Here is a 15,390-nt window from a genome sequence, read left to right on the forward strand (position 1 = left end):
TAGGTTGGAGAACATCACGAAAATGAAAGTGGCAAAGCCGATTGGCGAAGTGTTTGAAGCGATTGTAGACCCTGTGAAGATGTCCAATTATTGGTTCTCGTCCGGTTCCGGGAGATTGGAGCCGGGCAAGACGATCACTTGGAGATATGAGGAATACAACGCACAAGTGGAGATTCAAGTCGTCGAAGTCGAGGAAAGCAAGAAAATTGTGTTCCAATGGGGTGCAAACGGGGAAGGAAATGTGGTCACGATTTCCCTGCACGAACTGGACCCCACGACTACAGTTATCGAGGTGCAAGAAGCCGGCTTCGATGAAAACGACCCTGCGTTGATCCACCATTTGTTGGATAACAAAGAAGGTTGGGTCTACATGCTCACCTGTTTGAAAGGGTATGTGGAGTTTGGCGTTTCGAAATTACGCGCAGGACTCGTGAAGTGAAAAAAAGCCCCGGTTCTCATCAGAACCGAGGCTTTTTCTTCGCCTTCCAAGCAACCAGTCTCACGGATCGGAAAAAGTGGACGGCCAGCGAGATAAAAATAACCCCGCCAAACAGCAAGAACCAATTTTTCAAAAGCACAGCCGCCAACCCCCAATGCTGTCCCGAACTTGCTGCCGTATTCAACACCGGCATCAAGTTCGCCATCGCAGGAGCGGCTTGTTGGCCCCAGCCCATGTTCCAGAAAAGAAGTGCGAGTATAGCGGCGAACACGGCGTGGAGGATGCGGGAGACCATGTACGGCCCCATCCGGAGGTCGGTGCCGACGAGCAGGGACGCCACCTGTGCGTGGACGGAGAGCCCCGCCCAGCCGACGAGGAACGACACGAGGATGACTTTCGCAAGCAGCGGTGCATGTACGGCGGCCGTCTGTGCCGTGCCGAGATCGACTTCAAACAATCCGGAGAGGAACGGCTGCACAAGCGATGCGTCGAAACCGAGCACCGAGAACAGCCCTTGCAACGGCACTCCAAGCAGGGCGATCACCCCGACGTTGGTCAGCAGTTTGAGCAGAACGGCAAAAAACATGATAAACCCAAGAATCATCAACGATGTCTTGATCGAGTCATTCACCGCATCCCCCAGCAACTTGCCGAGTGGACGGTTATCCTTCTGTCGAGCCCGCACCATCTCGCGGTACGCTCTGCGCAAGATGTTCACGTTCTCTCGCTCAGCGCGGGGGAAGTCTCTCTCTTCCTTGACCCCGTGGTACTTGAACAGCATCCCAACCAGCAGGGCCGCTCCATAATGAGCCAACGCAATCAAAAACCCCAATTGCGGCGAATGGAACATCCCCACTGCAATCGCTCCGATCAAAAAAAGTGGATCTGCGGCATTGGAGACCGCGAGCAGACGCTCTCCCTCAACCCGAGAGACCAGCTTGTTTTTTCGAAACTTGCCCGTCACCACCGCGTTCATCGGGTAGCCCGCCGCCACGCCAAGCGAGAGCGAGAACGCACCCACGCCCGGCACCCCGAACAACAGGCGCATCAAGGGCTCAAGCAAAACCCCGACCCCATGCACAACGCCCATTCCCAGCAGCAACTCCGCGAGAATCAGAAACGGCAACAGCGAAGGAAACACCGCTTCCCAGAACAATTTCATCCCCGACAGCCCGGCTCGATATCCCTCTTCCGGATAGAGAACCAAGGCCACCGTCAAACAGACCACCACCAGAGCGAGAAGCGTTGTCGAATATTTCTTGGCCGCACGCTTGGGTACCATGGACACGAGTTGCCTCAGCTCCTTTTTTCAGACAAACTGCGGGAGACCCTTGTACCATGCTTATGGTGGCGGTTCTTGGGACATGACGAGAAAAAAAACCTGCCGACAACCCGGCAGGTTTTGTTTTTAGCTGAAGACGAGTTGGTCTTTGAGAGTCTCGAATGCTTCTTTCAAAGCGACCGAGTCTGCGTATTGTTTCTCCACGTCGGTGAGAACGTTAAGAGAAGCGCCGACTGAGCGCAGGTTTTCCAGTACCACTCGGTTTTCTTCGATGCGTTGGTCGAGCAGGGCCGCGGTGCGGTCACCGTGTACCGTGACGATGCGTTGAAGGATTTCTTTTTTGCGTTCCATACGAATCTATCCTCCTAATCCTTGTCATTTTCTTAGATTGTGACAAAACAGGGCGTTTCATACTTGTAGCCATTACATTATAGACGATGGATGCAAGAATTGGTAGGGATTCCTCGTATGGAATTCAAGGTTGACAAATTCAGACTGTTCGCATAATCTGGATTTACAAACCGATCTGGATTTCCAGAATGAACTGGAAGTTCCAGAATGGATGGAGGAACGAAGATGGAGAGAAAATCGATCCCCGTCACGCTGGAGCAATCCAAGCTGTTGGCGAGTGCGTTGCGGATGCAAATCATGAATTTGATCGCAGAGACGCCGCGCACGGCGAAGCAGGTGGCGGATTTATTGAAAAAGACGCCGGGCAACATTCATTATCACATGCAGCGGTTGTTTGACGCGGACCTCTTGGAGTTGGTGGACACCCGCACGGTGGGGGGCGTGGTGGAGAAGTATTACCGATCGCGGGGGACGCTTTTTGAAGCCCAGACGTTGGCGGAGGACGCGTTTCCGTACAGCGAGCAGGTGCTGGAAGACCGCAAGCGCGTCGCGGCCCGCCTCAAACTTTCCGATGGGGAAGCCAAGGAATTTCTGGCGGAGTTCCACCAACTGCTCAACAAATACGACATGCGCGACGTATCAGGCGACGAATACGTCATCAACATGTTCATCGGGCGACTCAAAGAAGACGAGGAGTAGGCGAAGGGGAGTGAGGGGTTTGCAACAAACGCTATGGTCTCGGAATTTTCGCTTGTTGTTTGCTTCCAAGTTGTTGAAGGTCTTGGCAGACAACTTCACCTGGACGGCTCTGATCTGGCTGATGCTCGATCTCGGCGGAGGTGCCGTGTCTTCCTCCGTCCTCAATCTGGCGTCTCTGGTGCCGATGATGGTGCTCGGGCTCTTCGTCGGGCCGATGCTCACGCGGGGGAAACTCACGCGTCGCATGTTTGAGTCGGATGCGCTGCGGGCATTGATCGTCCTCACCATACCGGTCTGCCATGCGCTCGGCATCTTGCCGATCTGGCAGTTTTACGCCGTCGCTTTCATCCAATCGGTCTGCGGCTCCGTCTACAACCCGGCCTCCGTCGCGCTCTTGCCGCAAGTGGTCGGCAAAGACCTCCTGCAAAAAGCAAACGCCGTCATGGAATCCTCCAACCAAGTCAGCCGCCTCGTCTCCCTCGCCGGAGCGGGCGCGATGATCACCTGGTTCTCCGCTTCCACGACGCTCGCCATCACCGTCGGGCTGTTCCTGCTCTCCGCGTTGCTCGTGCTGGCGATCCGACTGCCCGACGAGCAGACCGTAGAAGTAAAAAAACGCGAAAAAACCCCGTACTGGACCCAAATCCGCGAGGGCTTTCAAATCTTCAGACGCTATCGAATTTTGCTCGTCCTCAATGTCTACTGCATCTTCCTCAACGCGGGCTATCAACCTTACGAAGCTCTCTTGCCCGCCTATGTACACGATTCCTTACATCTTACTGCTTTCCAGCTGACGATGCTTCGCTCCGGCAGCATGGTCGGCGCATTCCTCGTCGGAGTCTTGCTGGCCCGCGTCACCATCAAGCGCAACGGGTTGATGTTCGCGATGGCGGGCGTTCTGCAGGGGGTTATGTTGATGACAGTCGGGCACTTCACCGGGCTGTCTACCATTCTCATCGCGAGTTTCGTGATCGGAGCATGTATGACGGCGATCAACGTCCCCGAGATGGTCATCATCCAATCGGTGGTGCCGTCCCACCAGCAAGCGACCGTTTTTAGCGTCGGCACCAGCATTTCCACGATGTTCATGCCGCTCGCCGGAGCTCTGGTCGCCGTCCTCTCCCACACGTATGACATCGGGACCCTCATCCTCTGCGGAGGTGCGTTGATGACCGTTGCCGGAGTTGTAACGATCTTCTTCATGCCACGAGATGCAGAACATGTGGAACAAAAAGGTGAAACAACCGCCGCCTAAGCTCGACAAGAAAAAATCCGCCCGTGACGGCGGATTTTTTTTTTCATTCTCCGTCTTCCTCTTCCTCCACTTGCTCCTCCAACTTGCAGGTGAAGTGGTCCCCAGACCCGATCGGCACCGTTACAGAGGTGGCGTCGTCGAGGAGGTCCACAGTGAATTTGTAGGCTTCGATGCCCATGTAGCCCTTGTGAGAGAGCATGTTGTCGGCGACGACCAAGCCGCCGGGACGGACTTTCGGCCAAAGCGAGGCGAGGTAAAAGGCGTACTCATCCTTCATCCCGTCGAGGAACACGAAATCCCACGGGCCTTCGAGTTCTTCGATTTTTTCCAACGCGTTGCCTTCCATCAATTCGATGTGCTCCGCCAAACCCGCTTTGGCAAAAACGTCGCGGGCCAGCTTGATTTTGAACTCGCTCATTTCACACGTCGTGACCTTGCCGCCGTTCGCCCGCGCCGCTTCGGCGAGAAACAGCGTGGAGTAGCCGCTCGACGTGCCGATTTCCAAGATGCGAGTGGCCCCGCTGTGGCGCAAGAGCACGTTGAACAGCATGCCCGTTTCAAATGAAATGCGCCACAGACCTTCTTCCAAATCCGGTTGGTTCTCCAGGTCTTCCAATTCTTTGAGCGTTTGCAAGATGCGCTCGTCTCTCATTCTTTGGCCTCCTGTGACTCCTCGTGGAGCGCTTTTTTCAGCATCATTCGGTAGCGGACTTGCTGGGCGTCCGAGCGGACATGAAGTTCGGAGGAGATGTCCGGCGGGATGATCTTGGGTCGAAGCCCTTCGATGACCGGACGGTCTTCGTCGAGCACGGTGACGTTATGCTCGTAATGCACGTCGTCGATCAGTTCGACGTCTTGCAGGAAATTACGGAGCGAGATGCCGTAGATGATCGTTTCATCGGTGCCCGATTCACGAGTGGGCGTGAGGGCGAGGTAGGTGGCCATCTGGTTTTCCTGTGCCATGTTCGTACGCAAGATGATTTGGTTGGGGAAGTAGAGTGTAATTGTGGAAGCTTCGCGGTGGTCTTCCACATTCAGCGGAGTTTGGAGCAGGGGGTGGAAGGGTTTGGCGATGACGCAGATTTCGTCGTCTGTCGCGGTGAAGTCGGGGCCCTCCACTCGCGGATCGACGTCGCCCGTCGTAATCGGGTGGACGAAGGGCAAGTGGGAGACGTCGAGGATGCTTTCGACGACGCGGGAGAGGTGCGCTTCCCAACGGGCCGTAAAAGGGACGGCACGCCACGTGGAATCTGTGAGTTCGACGGGGAGTTTGAGTGGAGGTACAGGGCTGGCGTCACCGAGATAGACCCAGATGTGGCCGGCGGCTTCTTGGAGAGGGTAGCTGCGGACATGGGCCCCGCGTGGAATGCGAGATTCGGGGCCGTTCGAAGGAATGTACGTGCATTGACCGTCGCCGTCGTACTGCCATCCGTGAAACGGGCAGGCGAGGCAGTCGCCCGAGACTTTTCCATCCGATAAGCGGGCTCCGCGGTGGGGGCATTGGTCTTGGAGCGCGTGGGCGGTGCCTGTTCTGTCGCGGTAGAGCACCAATTCCTGCTCCCAGATCGTGCAAGAGAGAGGTTCATCCTCCGTCAACTCCTCGCAAGTCGCGGCGATGTACCAAACATTTTTCATGAAATCACCTCGAATTCTGTGCGATGTGACAATGCAGAGTATGCAGAGGGGACTTTTTTTGCGTATGGAGGGGGTTGGATGACTGCAAAAAAAAGACCCCCTCCTACGAGCCGGGGTCTTTTTTGGCGATGAGGTAGTCTAGAAGTCGGTTCCGAAATTCGGATTCGTTTTTGAGTTTCGCCGTTCTCATGAGCTTGAGTTTGTCGTCATCCGTTAGTTGCGCGGCAAACAGGTCCCATAGTTCATCGAGGGGACGTGACTTTTTTTCCTTTTTGGGACTGCTTTTGGTGTCGGGGGTAGTCTTGGGCGTCGCTTTGAATGCAGAAAAAATGTCCTCGGGCAGTTTCAGCGAGGATTGGAGTCGCCCGGCAACAATTTTTGCGGCGTCGGTTCGATTGACTCCTTGCAGGAGGAGCCAGCGCATCTGACAAATTTCCTTGGCAACGTCTTCGTAGATGATCAGGCCTTTGACATCCTTCGGTATATAGAGATCCTCTTTGCTTAGCAGTTCGATGTATTGGCGAATCGTCGGTTTTCCAATCCCGAGCAATTCGGCGAGATCTTTCAGCTCCATGGTAGCACCTTCCAAGCGAGAATGCAGAACGTTTGTTCTTACATTGTATAATGAAATGTCGGGTGGGATCAAGGGATTTATCTTCTCGTACAATTCGCTATACTGGTACTCTCTATTTATTGGTAGAATTGAGAGATCGCCATGACACTTTCCTTTCGTCATGCAAGTGTGGACGACGCGTAAAACTTTGAAAGCATAGGAGGCACACCATGACCATCAAACTCAACCAACCGACCGCCTTGCGCCTTGAACAAATCCGCGCCAAGGGCTTCTCCGACGAGGACATCTTGGCGAAACTCAAAGCCGAGGACCTCACCGCTTTTCAAAACGCCCTCGGCGAGGACGTTGATTTCACCTCGATCCTCGACTTCTTGCGCGCCAACCCCGATGACTTTGAAAAAGCGCTCACCGATGGCTACGAGCTCACGTTCATCTCGATCTTCGGCATCAAAAACCTGCTCGCCGCCCGCTACAACCTCGTCGCAGGCCGTGACTATCCGGACTCTGACGAATCTCTCGAAGACATCTTGTTAACCTTAGACGGGGTGGCTTGGCTCAAATCCACGCTCTCCAAGAACTTCCGCGTCCTCGATCTGGAAAAAAGCGCCGAACCCGGCTTCGCGTTCGTCGCCGTCAAACACGCGACGCAAATCAACGGAGGTGTCCTCTAACATGACCGATATGAAGTACCGCAACCTCGGCCGCTCCGGCCTCAAAGTCAGTGCCATCTCGCTGGGCTCTTGGCTGACCTACGGCGGCTCTGTCGAAGACCAAACCGCCATCGACTGCATCGACCGCGCGTATTCACTTGGCATCAACTTTTTTGACACCGCGAACGTCTACCGCCGCGGCGAAGCGGAAAAAGTCGTGGGCAAAGCCCTCGCCAAGTACCCGCGCGATTCCTTCGTCCTCGCCACCAAAGGCTTCGGCCAGATGGGGGAGGGACCGAACGATCGCGGTCTGTCCCGCAAGCACATCTTCGAGCAAGTCCATGCCTCGCTCAAACGCCTGAACGTCGACTACATCGACCTCTGGCAGTGCCACCGCTACGACCCGGAAACTCCGCTGGACGAAACGCTGCGTGCGATCGACGACCTCGTCACACAGGGCAAGATCCTCTACGCGGGCGTCTCCGAATGGACGGCGGTGCAGATTCAAGACGCGCTGCACCTCGCAGACAAGTACCTGCTCGACCGCATCGTCTCCAACCAACCGGTCTACAACATGCTCAACCGCTACATTGAAAAGGACATCCTCCCGCTCTGCGAACGCGAGGGGATCGGCCAAGTGGTGTTCTCCCCGCTGGCCCAAGGCGTCCTGACCGGCAAATACAAGCACGGCCAAGCTCTCCCGCAGGGCTCTCGTGCGACCGACCCGTCGACTTCGCAATTTGTGGAGCGCTTCCTGACCGAGTCGAACCTGAACAAAGTCGAAAAGCTCACCGCCGTTGCGTCCCGCCACGACTGCTCGATTGCCCAACTCGCGCTGGCATGGATTCTGCGCCAACCGAACGTCTCGTCCGCGATCATCGGCGCTTCCCGCCCGGATCAGATCAACGACAATGTAGGCGCTCTGCGCGTCAATCTGTCGGACGCCGACCTGACCGAGATCGAAAGCATCCTGTCTGCGGAATAAGCAAAAAACTCCCCCGTTTCGGCGCAGACCGACGGGGGAGTTTTTTTATGACAAGAGACTTTGTTATAATGAAGAATAGCAACTCGATCCACAGGAGGCTGTTCATGGAAAACCTAACCCTCAAAGGCATGCAAAAAGACGTTGACGACTACATCTCGCAGTTCAAGGAAGGGTACTTCCAGCCGCTGACCCTCATCGCGCGGCTGACGGAGGAACTGGGCGAACTGTCGCGGGAAGTTAACCATACATACGGAGAGAAGCCGAAGAAAAAGGACGAAGCCGAAGGTTCCATCGCCCTCGAACTCGGCGACCTGATGTTCGTGATCACCTGCATGGCCAATTCGCTGGGCATCGACCTCGAAGAAGCTCACAAAGCGGTCATGCACAAATTCAACACCCGCGACGCCAATCGCTGGACCCGCATCGAAGAGACGGACAACAACTAGACGACACACAGACACAACAGGGGAGATGAACTACATCATGGCAGATACCAAAATTCGCGTCGTCATCGTCGGCGCCAAGGGACGCATGGGACGTGAAACCGTCAAAGCGGTTCTCCACGATCCGGAACTCGAACTGGTCGGCTGCGTCGACCGCACTCTCAACGACGTCGCCGTCTCCGCGATTCTCGGACACGAAGCAAACGGCGTGAAATTCAGCAACGACCTGCTCAAGACCCTCATCGATTCCAAAGCGGACGTCATGGTCGACTTCACCACGCCGACCACGATGAAAGCGAACATCGACAAAGCGATCGAACTCGGCATTCGCCCCGTCGTCGGCACCACCGGCATGACCCCCGAAGAGATCGCGAACTGGGACCAACTCTGCAAAGACCGCGGCATCGGCGGCCTGATTGCTCCGAACTTCGCCATCGGCGCGATTCTGATGATGCGTTTCGCCCAACAAGCGTCCCGCTACCTCCCGCACGTCGAAATCATCGAGATGCACCACGACCAAAAACTGGACGCGCCGTCCGGCACCGCGATCAAAACGCTCGAACTGATCAATCAAGAACGTCAAGCCGTGCAACAAGGCAACCCAGACGAACACGAAACCATCGCGGGCTCTCGCGGCGGCGAATACGAAGGCATGCGCGTCCACTCCGTTCGCTTGCCGGGCTATGTCGCGCACCAACAAGTCATCTTCGGCGGGTTGGGGCAGACGCTGACGATTCGCCACGACTCCATCAACCGCGAGTCGTTCATGCCGGGCGTCGTCATGTCTTGCAAACAAGTCATGAAGTACGAGGGCCTCATCTACGGATTGGAAAACCTGCTGGACTAACCTCTGTCTAAATAGAAGAAAAAGGGGAGCGCATGTATGAACATCGCCTTGATCGCACATGATCGCAAGAAAGAAACGATGGTCAATTTCGCGGTTGCCTACCAACATATCTTTGCAAAAGCCGCGCTGTACGCCACCGGCACCACGGGCCTGCGCATCCACGAAGCGACCGGACTCACCGTCCATCGGTTTTTGTCCGGCCCGCTCGGCGGCGACCAGCAGATTGGCGCGATGATTGCGGAGAATGCCATGGACTTGGTGATTTTTTTCCGAGACCCGCTGGCGGCACAACCGCATGAGCCGGACATCCTCGCGCTTTTGCGTTTGTGCGATGTGCACAACATCCCGGTTGCGACCAACATGGCGACGGCAGAAGTGTTGCTTCGTTCGCTGGAAGCAGGCGGCCTGCAATGGCGTGAAGCTTTGAAAAACGACTGACATCTCTCAAGACCGAGGAGGCAGGAGCGTGGATTCATTCGAACGGGAAGCCTGGAAAGTGGTGGAGACGTTGGAGAGTGCCGGGTACGAAGCGTACTTGGTTGGCGGTTGCGTGCGCGACCGGCATCTTCAACGACCTGTCTATGACTACGACATCACGACGTCAGCGCTCCCGGACGAAGTGATCGCCCTGTTTCCGCAGACGGTTCCGACGGGGATCAAGCACGGTACGGTGACGGTGTTGATGGGCGAAGGCCAGTACGAAGTCACCACCTTTCGCACAGACGGCGAGTACGAAGACGGACGGCGGCCGGCCAGCGTCATTTTTGTCCGTTCGCTCACGGAGGACTTGGCTCGTCGTGATTTCACGATCAACGCGATGGCGCTCTCTCGCGACGGCCGCCTGCACGACCCGTTCAGCGGATTGCGAGATTTGCAGGACGGCGTCATCTGCGCTGTCGGCGATCCTCTCAAGCGGTTTGAGGAAGACGCGCTTCGCATCTTGCGCGGGATTCGGTTCGCGACCCAACTGAAATTCACCATCGAGGAAAAAACGTTCTCCGCGATCCTCTACGAAGCTCAAGAACTCGGCAAAATCGCCCGCGAACGCGTCCGCGAAGAATGGCACAAGATGCTCCTCAGCACCCCAAGCGTCGCCCTCGACCTCTTGCGTCGAACGGAGACGTTGCGCTACGTTATCTCGCGTCCGCCGAGTTTCGATCTGCAAGTCAACGACCCGTGGGGACGCGGCGTCGATCCGTGGCAACTGGCAGGGGAGTGGGCCGACCAAGCTCCGGCCGACCTGCCGTTGCGCTATGGAATTGTGTTGACGGCCTTGTGTTTGGAGGAAGCCCGCATCGACAAAGTCCTGAGCGATCTCAAACTCTCAGGCGCTTTGAAATCGGACATTCGCAGAACGTTGCGCGTTGTAAAACTGGGCAACCCTGCGGACTGGCGCGACACGTTTTGGCGGCAGACGTTCTACCAACACGGGCAAGACGCCGTCCGACGAGCTTGTCTGCTCTACGCGATCCTCCACGACCCCGAGCATCGCGCCGAGTGGGAGACCGAAGTCGCAACCCGTGCCGCCCGCCAACCGATCTGGTCCCTCCAAGACCTCGCCGTCAACGGACAAGACCTCCTCGCCGCCGGCATCCCCGAAGGCCCGGAGATCGGCCGCGTCAACCAACGCCTCGTCCAATGGGTGCTTCAAAATCCAGAAGCCAACACCCGCGAGGACCTGTTGCAAAAAGTACAAGAGCTGTGAAAAAAGAGACGGTGCCACGCACGGCGGCATCGTCTCTTCTCGTTCGGTAGTTCGGTAGTTCGATAGTGTTCTGTAGGAGAGGAGTTTGACTTCATGAACCGAAACAACAACAACCCGGTGTCCGTCATCTTATTCGTTTTTTCCATCATGGCGTTTTTGATCCTCGTGCTGGCGGGAGGTCCGATCCCGTATTTCGGGAGAACGGCGGTGCTCGTGATGCTCGGTGCGCCCTTGATCGGCCTGATTCTGGCGTTTCGCGGGGAAAAGGGCCCGACGCGGTGGATCGCGCTGTTCGGGAACCTCATCGCCCTCGCGGCGTTTTCCTTGCTTCAGTTTATGACTACATTTCTGCCTGATCAGTTTTAGACCTGTGCCTTTCGGGGCAGAGGTCTTTTTATTCCGACAAACAACAACTTTCTGAATGTAATGTGATTTATAGTACACTATTGAAACTACTAATAGATTCATGTAGAATACATCTATGACACATCTGTGAAGAAAACGGTTTCTACGAACTCAATGTTCACTTAGAAAGTGGTGAGAACACATGCAACAACAACCGAAAAAGAAAAAATTCGGCCTGGCGATCCAAATTGCCATCGGTCTGATCTTAGGTATTGCTGTGGGTGCGATCTTCTACGGCAACGCGAACGTGGCGAAAGTCCTGCAACCGATCGGGGACATCTTCATGCACCTGATCAAGATGATCGTCGTTCCGATCGTCATCTCGACGCTCATCGTCGGGGTCGCGGGCGTCGGCGACGTCAAAAAGCTCGGCAAACTGGGCGGCAAGACGATTCTCTACTTCGAAATCGTCACCACCGTCGCGATCGTCATCGGTCTCTTGGCTGCGAACTTGCTTCACCCGGGTTCCGGTGTGGACATGGCGCATCTCGCCAAAACGGACATCACCAAGTATGTCGCGACAAGCGACGGCATGAAGGCGCACTCCTTGCTCGACACCTTGGTCGCCATCGTGCCGACCAACATCTTTGACTCGATTGTCAAAGGCGACATGCTGGCGATCATTTTCTTCTCCGTGTTCTTCGGCCTCGGGGTCGCGGCACTCGGAGAGCGTGGCAAGCCGCTGCAGAACTTCTTCCAAGCGACGGCCGACACGATGTTCTGGGTGACCAACCAAGTGATGAAATTTGCACCGTTCGGCGTCTTCGCGTTGATCGGCGTCACCGTCTCCAAATTCGGCGTCGCCTCTCTGCTGCCGCTGGGCAAACTCGTGCTCACCGTGTACGGCGCGATGGCGTTCTTCATCCTCGTGGTGTTCGGCGCGATTGCGTACCTGTCGAAGATCTCGATCTTCACCCTGCTCAAGATTCTCAAAGACGAGATCATCCTCGCCTACACCACCGCTTCGTCGGAGTCCGTTCTTCCGCGCATTATGGAAAAAATGGAAGCTTTCGGCTGTCCGAAGTACATCACTTCGTTCGTCGTCCCGACCGGCTATTCGTTCAACTTGGACGGTTCGACGCTGTACCAAGCGTTGGCGGCGATCTTCATCGCGCAGATGTACGGCATCGACATGCCGATCTCGACACAGATTTCGCTGATGCTGGTGCTCATGGTCACGTCCAAAGGCATCGCCGGCGTACCGGGCGTCTCGTTCGTCGTCCTGCTCGCCACCCTCGGTTCTGTCGGCATTCCGCTGGAAGGTCTTGCCTTCATCGCCGGGATCGACCGTTTGCTTGACATGGCACGCACCGTCGTCAACGTCGTCGGCAACTCGCTGGCGGCTGTGGTGATGTCGAAGTGGGAGCGTCAGTTCGACGAAGACAAGTCCAAGGAATACCTGAAATCCCTCAACAACAACCAGAGTGGAAGCAACAACGGGTTTTCTGCGTAACTAGTGATTCTGAGTCAGATATGCTATGCTGAAAGGAGCCTCCTGTCTGTTGATGGGAGGCTCCTTTTTCACGTAGTCGGGAGGTTTAATGCATGCAAGAAACCATTTTACATATGTTGCGCGAGGCACCGGGCGGGTTCGTGTCCGGCGAAGCGATGTGCCAAGCGTGCGGCGTGTCGCGCACGTCGATTTGGAAACATATCAAGGAACTGCAAGACGCCGGCTACGAGATTGAAGCCGTGCGCAACAAAGGCTACCGCTTGGTTGTATCGCCGGACCTCGTGACGGCGGCAGAAATTCGCGAAGGTCTGCAAACCACGTTGATCGGGCAGAGCATCGTCTACCGCGATACGATCGACTCCACGAACACGCTGGCGCAGCAATTGGCGCTGAACGGCGCGCCCGAAGGCACGGTGGTCATCGCCGACGAGCAAACCAGCGGTCGCGGACGTCGGGGCCGTCAATGGTTTTCACCTCCGCACTCGGGCATCTGGATGTCGCTGATCTTGCGTCCCGAATTGCCGTTGGCCCACGCCGCCCAGATCACGCTCGTCGCAGCCGTTGCGCTCTGTCAGGCATTGTCCCGCGCCACGGGAGTCAAAGCGGGCATCAAGTGGCCCAACGACATTCTTTTTGACGGGAAAAAGTGCTGTGGCATTCTCACCGAGATGCACGCCGAATTTGACCAGATTCACCATCTCGTCGTCGGGATCGGCATCAACGTCAACGTCCCGCAGGAGGACTTCCCGGACGAGCTCCAAGACATCGCGACTTCGCTGCAAGCGATCCGTGGCGAACGCTTGCCCCGTGCCCAAGTGGTACGGACGGTGCTTGAGGAATTCGAACCCCTGTACCGCCAATACGTCGCCAACGGCGGCTTCGGCACTCTGCGCGACGCTTGGAAAGCCAACAACATCACCCTTGGCAACCGCATCGTCGCCCACACGGCGCGCGGTGACATCGAGGGCAAAGCGCTGGACATCGACGAATTCGGCGTTCTGCTGCTGGAGAAAGACAACGGCGAGCGAGAGAAGATCTACTCCGCCGACATCACCGTTTTCACTTGATCGATCGAAAAACGCCTCAAGCCGGAGTAAATCGGCTGAGGCGTTTTTTTTATTTCCGCTTCCCCCAACGTCGAAACGCGAGGGAGGCCATCGCTTGTACAGATCGTTTCCAAATTCCCAAGTGACTCCGGGAGACCGAGTTCCACCGGACCCGAACATGGTACAAAACTTGTGGCGTGTAGTGGAATCTGTAATGATCCAGCAAACGAAGCATCAAGGCGTAATCTTCGAAGAGCCGTCCCTTGGACGGGTCGTTCGTCGGCCAGCCCTTGATCCGGCGCAACGCGGACACTCGATAAAAACGCGGCCCGAACGTGCGGTAGTAGCGGGCCCATTTTTCACGACTTACAAAAGGTTGTCCCTTGTACAACCTCGTCGGTACCCAAACTCCCTTGCGCCACTCCCAACACCTTCGGTCTCCATACACGACGGCCACAGAACTTGACTGCCTGTCCATCACGGCGACCAGTCTCCGAATCGCGTCTCTCTCCAGCCAGTCGTCTCCATCAATCTCCAACAAATAAGCTCCCCGCGCTTTGGCGAGGCCGATATTCATGGCTTTTCCTTTCCCCAGATTGCGGGGCAAACGCACGTACCGAATCCGCGGGTCTCTGTAGGATCTCACAATCGCTTCCGTCCGGTCTGTCGAAGCATCGTTGACGATCACAAACTCGAAGTTGCGGTAGGACTGGGTGAGAACAGAGTCGATACAGGTTCGCAGGTACGCAGCGTTGTTATAGGTAGCCAACAGGACGGTTACTTTTGAACCCATCGAGCAAACTCTCCCTCATTTGATACTGCTTGATTATCTTATGAGAGGAGAGAGGAGTTCGTCCCTCATTTGGGCATGTTAACCCCAAAGGGAGGAGAGTCAGATGAAAGGTTTGAAACGCCTGTTCGTGGGTTGCGTTTTCTTGCTGACCGTCCTGATCCCCGGACCCGGGGACGTACAGGCCCTGCAAACGCCCCACCACGATGTCGTTCGCGAAGTGGCGACAAGTCAAAAAGTGGTCGCCCTCACGTTTGATGACGGCCCTTATCCAAATACACCGCACATCCTCGATACATTGAAAAAGTACGATGCGAAAGCGACGTTTTTCTCCATCGGCAAGCGGGTGGAGTGGCTGCCCGATACGATCCGCCGAGAAGCGGCCGAGGGCCATGAACTGGCGAATCATACGTTCAACCACCCGTCGATGCGCAGAATTTCGCCGGAGAAACTGCACGAAGAGATCGTCCACGCCTCCGACACGATGGAAAAAGTCGCACAAGTCAAACCGGTGCTGTTTCGCCCGCCGGGCGGCTATTACAACGAAATGATCGTCTCGACCGCCGCCGCCGATCACTGCACGGTCGTCATGTGGTCGCCCAACCTCGACACGAAAGACTGGACACGCCCCGGCGTCTACAAAATCGTCCAATGCGTGCTGAAAAATGTCCGCAACGGCTCCATCGTGCTGTTCCATGACCGTGAACCCCAGACGACGGAAGCGTTGGAACAGATCTTGCCTGCACTGAAAAAGCAAGGATACACGTTCGTTACCGTCTCGGAGTTGCTTCAAGTTCGAAATGCTCCCACAAATTCTCACTAATACGTCTA

Annotated in this window: 19 protein-coding genes; 13 read left to right on the plus strand and 6 right to left on the minus strand. The window is 56.0% G+C overall.

Going from position 1 to position 15,390, the window contains the following annotated elements; genetic code table 11:
• The first annotated feature begins 4 nt into the window (after positions 1 to 4).
• Positions 5 to 439: an SRPBCC family protein gene (locus JJB07_RS18165; RefSeq protein ID WP_236588191.1), complete on the plus strand. Its 435-nt coding sequence runs from the start codon at positions 5 to 7 to the stop codon at positions 437 to 439.
• A gap of 19 nt (positions 440 to 458) precedes the next feature.
• Here JJB07_RS18165 and ylbJ read toward each other — a convergent pair whose 3' ends face one another.
• The gene (gene ylbJ / locus JJB07_RS18170) at positions 459 to 1,721 is read right to left on the minus strand and encodes a sporulation integral membrane protein YlbJ (RefSeq protein ID WP_236588211.1); all 1,263 of its coding nucleotides are present in this window, start codon (positions 1,719 to 1,721) and stop codon (positions 459 to 461) included.
• A gap of 126 nt (positions 1,722 to 1,847) precedes the next feature.
• Complete coding sequence (locus JJB07_RS18175) at positions 1,848 to 2,072, minus strand: hypothetical protein (protein WP_201637498.1); 225 nt, start codon at positions 2,070 to 2,072, stop codon at positions 1,848 to 1,850.
• A gap of 225 nt (positions 2,073 to 2,297) precedes the next feature.
• Here JJB07_RS18175 and JJB07_RS18180 point away from each other — a divergent pair, with 225 nt between their 5' ends.
• Positions 2,298 to 2,771: an ArsR/SmtB family transcription factor gene (locus tag JJB07_RS18180; protein ID WP_201637499.1), complete on the plus strand. Its 474-nt coding sequence runs from the start codon at positions 2,298 to 2,300 to the stop codon at positions 2,769 to 2,771.
• Between the two features lie 19 nt (positions 2,772 to 2,790).
• Entirely contained in the window at positions 2,791 to 4,026 is a 1,236-nt protein-coding gene (locus JJB07_RS18185; protein WP_201637500.1) for an MFS transporter, read from the plus strand.
• A 43-nt stretch (positions 4,027 to 4,069) separates the two neighbouring features.
• Here JJB07_RS18185 and JJB07_RS18190 read toward each other — a convergent pair whose 3' ends face one another.
• The 3 genes from JJB07_RS18190 to JJB07_RS18200 form a co-directional block, all read right to left on the minus strand.
• The gene (locus JJB07_RS18190; RefSeq protein ID WP_201637501.1) at positions 4,070 to 4,678 is read right to left on the minus strand and encodes an O-methyltransferase; all 609 of its coding nucleotides are present in this window, start codon (positions 4,676 to 4,678) and stop codon (positions 4,070 to 4,072) included.
• Entirely contained in the window at positions 4,675 to 5,661 is a 987-nt protein-coding gene (locus JJB07_RS18195) for an aromatic ring-hydroxylating dioxygenase subunit alpha (RefSeq protein WP_201637502.1), read from the minus strand. The genes JJB07_RS18190 and JJB07_RS18195 overlap by 4 nt, the downstream gene beginning before the upstream one ends.
• Before the next feature lie 103 nt (positions 5,662 to 5,764).
• On the minus strand, positions 5,765 to 6,235 hold the full coding sequence (locus tag JJB07_RS18200) for a hypothetical protein (RefSeq protein ID WP_201637503.1): 471 nt from the start codon (positions 6,233 to 6,235) through the stop codon (positions 5,765 to 5,767).
• A gap of 209 nt (positions 6,236 to 6,444) precedes the next feature.
• On the opposite strand from JJB07_RS18200, the gene JJB07_RS18205 reads away from it, so the two are divergent.
• From JJB07_RS18205 to JJB07_RS18245, 9 genes are all read left to right on the plus strand, one after another.
• Complete coding sequence (locus JJB07_RS18205) at positions 6,445 to 6,906, plus strand: hypothetical protein (protein WP_201637504.1); 462 nt, start codon at positions 6,445 to 6,447, stop codon at positions 6,904 to 6,906.
• Positions 6,907 to 6,916: 10 nt separating this feature from the next.
• On the plus strand, positions 6,917 to 7,870 hold the full coding sequence (locus JJB07_RS18210; protein WP_201637702.1) for an aldo/keto reductase family protein: 954 nt from the start codon (positions 6,917 to 6,919) through the stop codon (positions 7,868 to 7,870).
• Between the two features lie 104 nt (positions 7,871 to 7,974).
• Positions 7,975 to 8,316, plus strand: coding sequence for a nucleotide pyrophosphohydrolase (locus JJB07_RS18215; RefSeq protein WP_201637505.1), 342 nt, complete (start codon positions 7,975 to 7,977; stop codon positions 8,314 to 8,316).
• A 37-nt stretch (positions 8,317 to 8,353) separates the two neighbouring features.
• Complete coding sequence (gene dapB / locus JJB07_RS18220) at positions 8,354 to 9,160, plus strand: 4-hydroxy-tetrahydrodipicolinate reductase (protein ID WP_201637506.1); 807 nt, start codon at positions 8,354 to 8,356, stop codon at positions 9,158 to 9,160.
• Between the two features lie 36 nt (positions 9,161 to 9,196).
• A complete protein-coding gene (gene mgsA / locus JJB07_RS18225) occupies positions 9,197 to 9,598 on the plus strand; it encodes a methylglyoxal synthase (protein ID WP_201637507.1) in 402 nt (133 codons plus the stop codon).
• Between the two features lie 28 nt (positions 9,599 to 9,626).
• Positions 9,627 to 10,865, plus strand: coding sequence for a CCA tRNA nucleotidyltransferase (locus JJB07_RS18230; RefSeq protein WP_201637508.1), 1,239 nt, complete (start codon positions 9,627 to 9,629; stop codon positions 10,863 to 10,865).
• 93 nt (positions 10,866 to 10,958) lie between these two features.
• Entirely contained in the window at positions 10,959 to 11,231 is a 273-nt protein-coding gene (locus JJB07_RS18235; protein ID WP_201637509.1) for a hypothetical protein, read from the plus strand.
• Between the two features lie 181 nt (positions 11,232 to 11,412).
• Positions 11,413 to 12,723, plus strand: a complete 1,311-nt coding sequence (locus JJB07_RS18240; protein ID WP_201637510.1) for a cation:dicarboxylate symporter family transporter — start codon at positions 11,413 to 11,415, stop codon at positions 12,721 to 12,723.
• A gap of 92 nt (positions 12,724 to 12,815) precedes the next feature.
• Entirely contained in the window at positions 12,816 to 13,790 is a 975-nt protein-coding gene (locus JJB07_RS18245; RefSeq protein ID WP_201637511.1) for a biotin--[acetyl-CoA-carboxylase] ligase, read from the plus strand.
• A 49-nt stretch (positions 13,791 to 13,839) separates the two neighbouring features.
• Here JJB07_RS18245 and JJB07_RS18250 read toward each other — a convergent pair whose 3' ends face one another.
• Complete coding sequence (locus tag JJB07_RS18250; RefSeq protein WP_201637512.1) at positions 13,840 to 14,562, minus strand: glycosyltransferase family 2 protein; 723 nt, start codon at positions 14,560 to 14,562, stop codon at positions 13,840 to 13,842.
• 103 nt (positions 14,563 to 14,665) lie between these two features.
• Between JJB07_RS18250 and JJB07_RS18255 the strand changes: the two genes are divergently transcribed.
• The gene (locus JJB07_RS18255; RefSeq protein ID WP_201637513.1) at positions 14,666 to 15,382 is read left to right on the plus strand and encodes a polysaccharide deacetylase family protein; all 717 of its coding nucleotides are present in this window, start codon (positions 14,666 to 14,668) and stop codon (positions 15,380 to 15,382) included.
• The last annotated feature ends 8 nt before the right edge of the window (positions 15,383 to 15,390 follow it).

The sequence above is a fragment of the Tumebacillus amylolyticus genome (genome assembly GCF_016722965.1).
In the GTDB taxonomy this organism is placed as follows: domain Bacteria; phylum Bacillota; class Bacilli; order Tumebacillales; family Tumebacillaceae; genus Tumebacillus; species Tumebacillus amylolyticus.

Excerpts from the sequence above, each read along its gene's own strand:
- ylbJ (WP_236588211.1), bottom strand. The coding sequence starts at position 1,721 with ATGGTACCCAAGCGTGCGGCCAAGAAATATTCGACAACGCTTCTCGCT.
- JJB07_RS18175 (WP_201637498.1), bottom strand. The coding sequence starts at position 2,072 with ATGGAACGCAAAAAAGAAATCCTTCAACGCATCGTCACGGTACACGGT.
- JJB07_RS18180 (WP_201637499.1), top strand. The coding sequence starts at position 2,298 with ATGGAGAGAAAATCGATCCCCGTCACGCTGGAGCAATCCAAGCTGTTG.
- JJB07_RS18190 (WP_201637501.1), bottom strand. The coding sequence starts at position 4,678 with ATGAGAGACGAGCGCATCTTGCAAACGCTCAAAGAATTGGAAGACCTG.
- JJB07_RS18195 (WP_201637502.1), bottom strand. The coding sequence starts at position 5,661 with ATGAAAAATGTTTGGTACATCGCCGCGACTTGCGAGGAGTTGACGGAG.
- JJB07_RS18200 (WP_201637503.1), bottom strand. The coding sequence starts at position 6,235 with ATGGAGCTGAAAGATCTCGCCGAATTGCTCGGGATTGGAAAACCGACG.
- JJB07_RS18205 (WP_201637504.1), top strand. The coding sequence starts at position 6,445 with ATGACCATCAAACTCAACCAACCGACCGCCTTGCGCCTTGAACAAATC.
- JJB07_RS18210 (WP_201637702.1), top strand. The coding sequence starts at position 6,917 with ATGAAGTACCGCAACCTCGGCCGCTCCGGCCTCAAAGTCAGTGCCATC.
- JJB07_RS18215 (WP_201637505.1), top strand. The coding sequence starts at position 7,975 with ATGGAAAACCTAACCCTCAAAGGCATGCAAAAAGACGTTGACGACTAC.
- dapB (WP_201637506.1), top strand. The coding sequence starts at position 8,354 with ATGGCAGATACCAAAATTCGCGTCGTCATCGTCGGCGCCAAGGGACGC.
- mgsA (WP_201637507.1), top strand. The coding sequence starts at position 9,197 with ATGAACATCGCCTTGATCGCACATGATCGCAAGAAAGAAACGATGGTC.
- JJB07_RS18235 (WP_201637509.1), top strand. The coding sequence starts at position 10,959 with ATGAACCGAAACAACAACAACCCGGTGTCCGTCATCTTATTCGTTTTT.
- JJB07_RS18240 (WP_201637510.1), top strand. The coding sequence starts at position 11,413 with ATGCAACAACAACCGAAAAAGAAAAAATTCGGCCTGGCGATCCAAATT.
- JJB07_RS18245 (WP_201637511.1), top strand. The coding sequence starts at position 12,816 with ATGCAAGAAACCATTTTACATATGTTGCGCGAGGCACCGGGCGGGTTC.
- JJB07_RS18250 (WP_201637512.1), bottom strand. The coding sequence starts at position 14,562 with ATGGGTTCAAAAGTAACCGTCCTGTTGGCTACCTATAACAACGCTGCG.
- JJB07_RS18255 (WP_201637513.1), top strand. The coding sequence starts at position 14,666 with ATGAAAGGTTTGAAACGCCTGTTCGTGGGTTGCGTTTTCTTGCTGACC.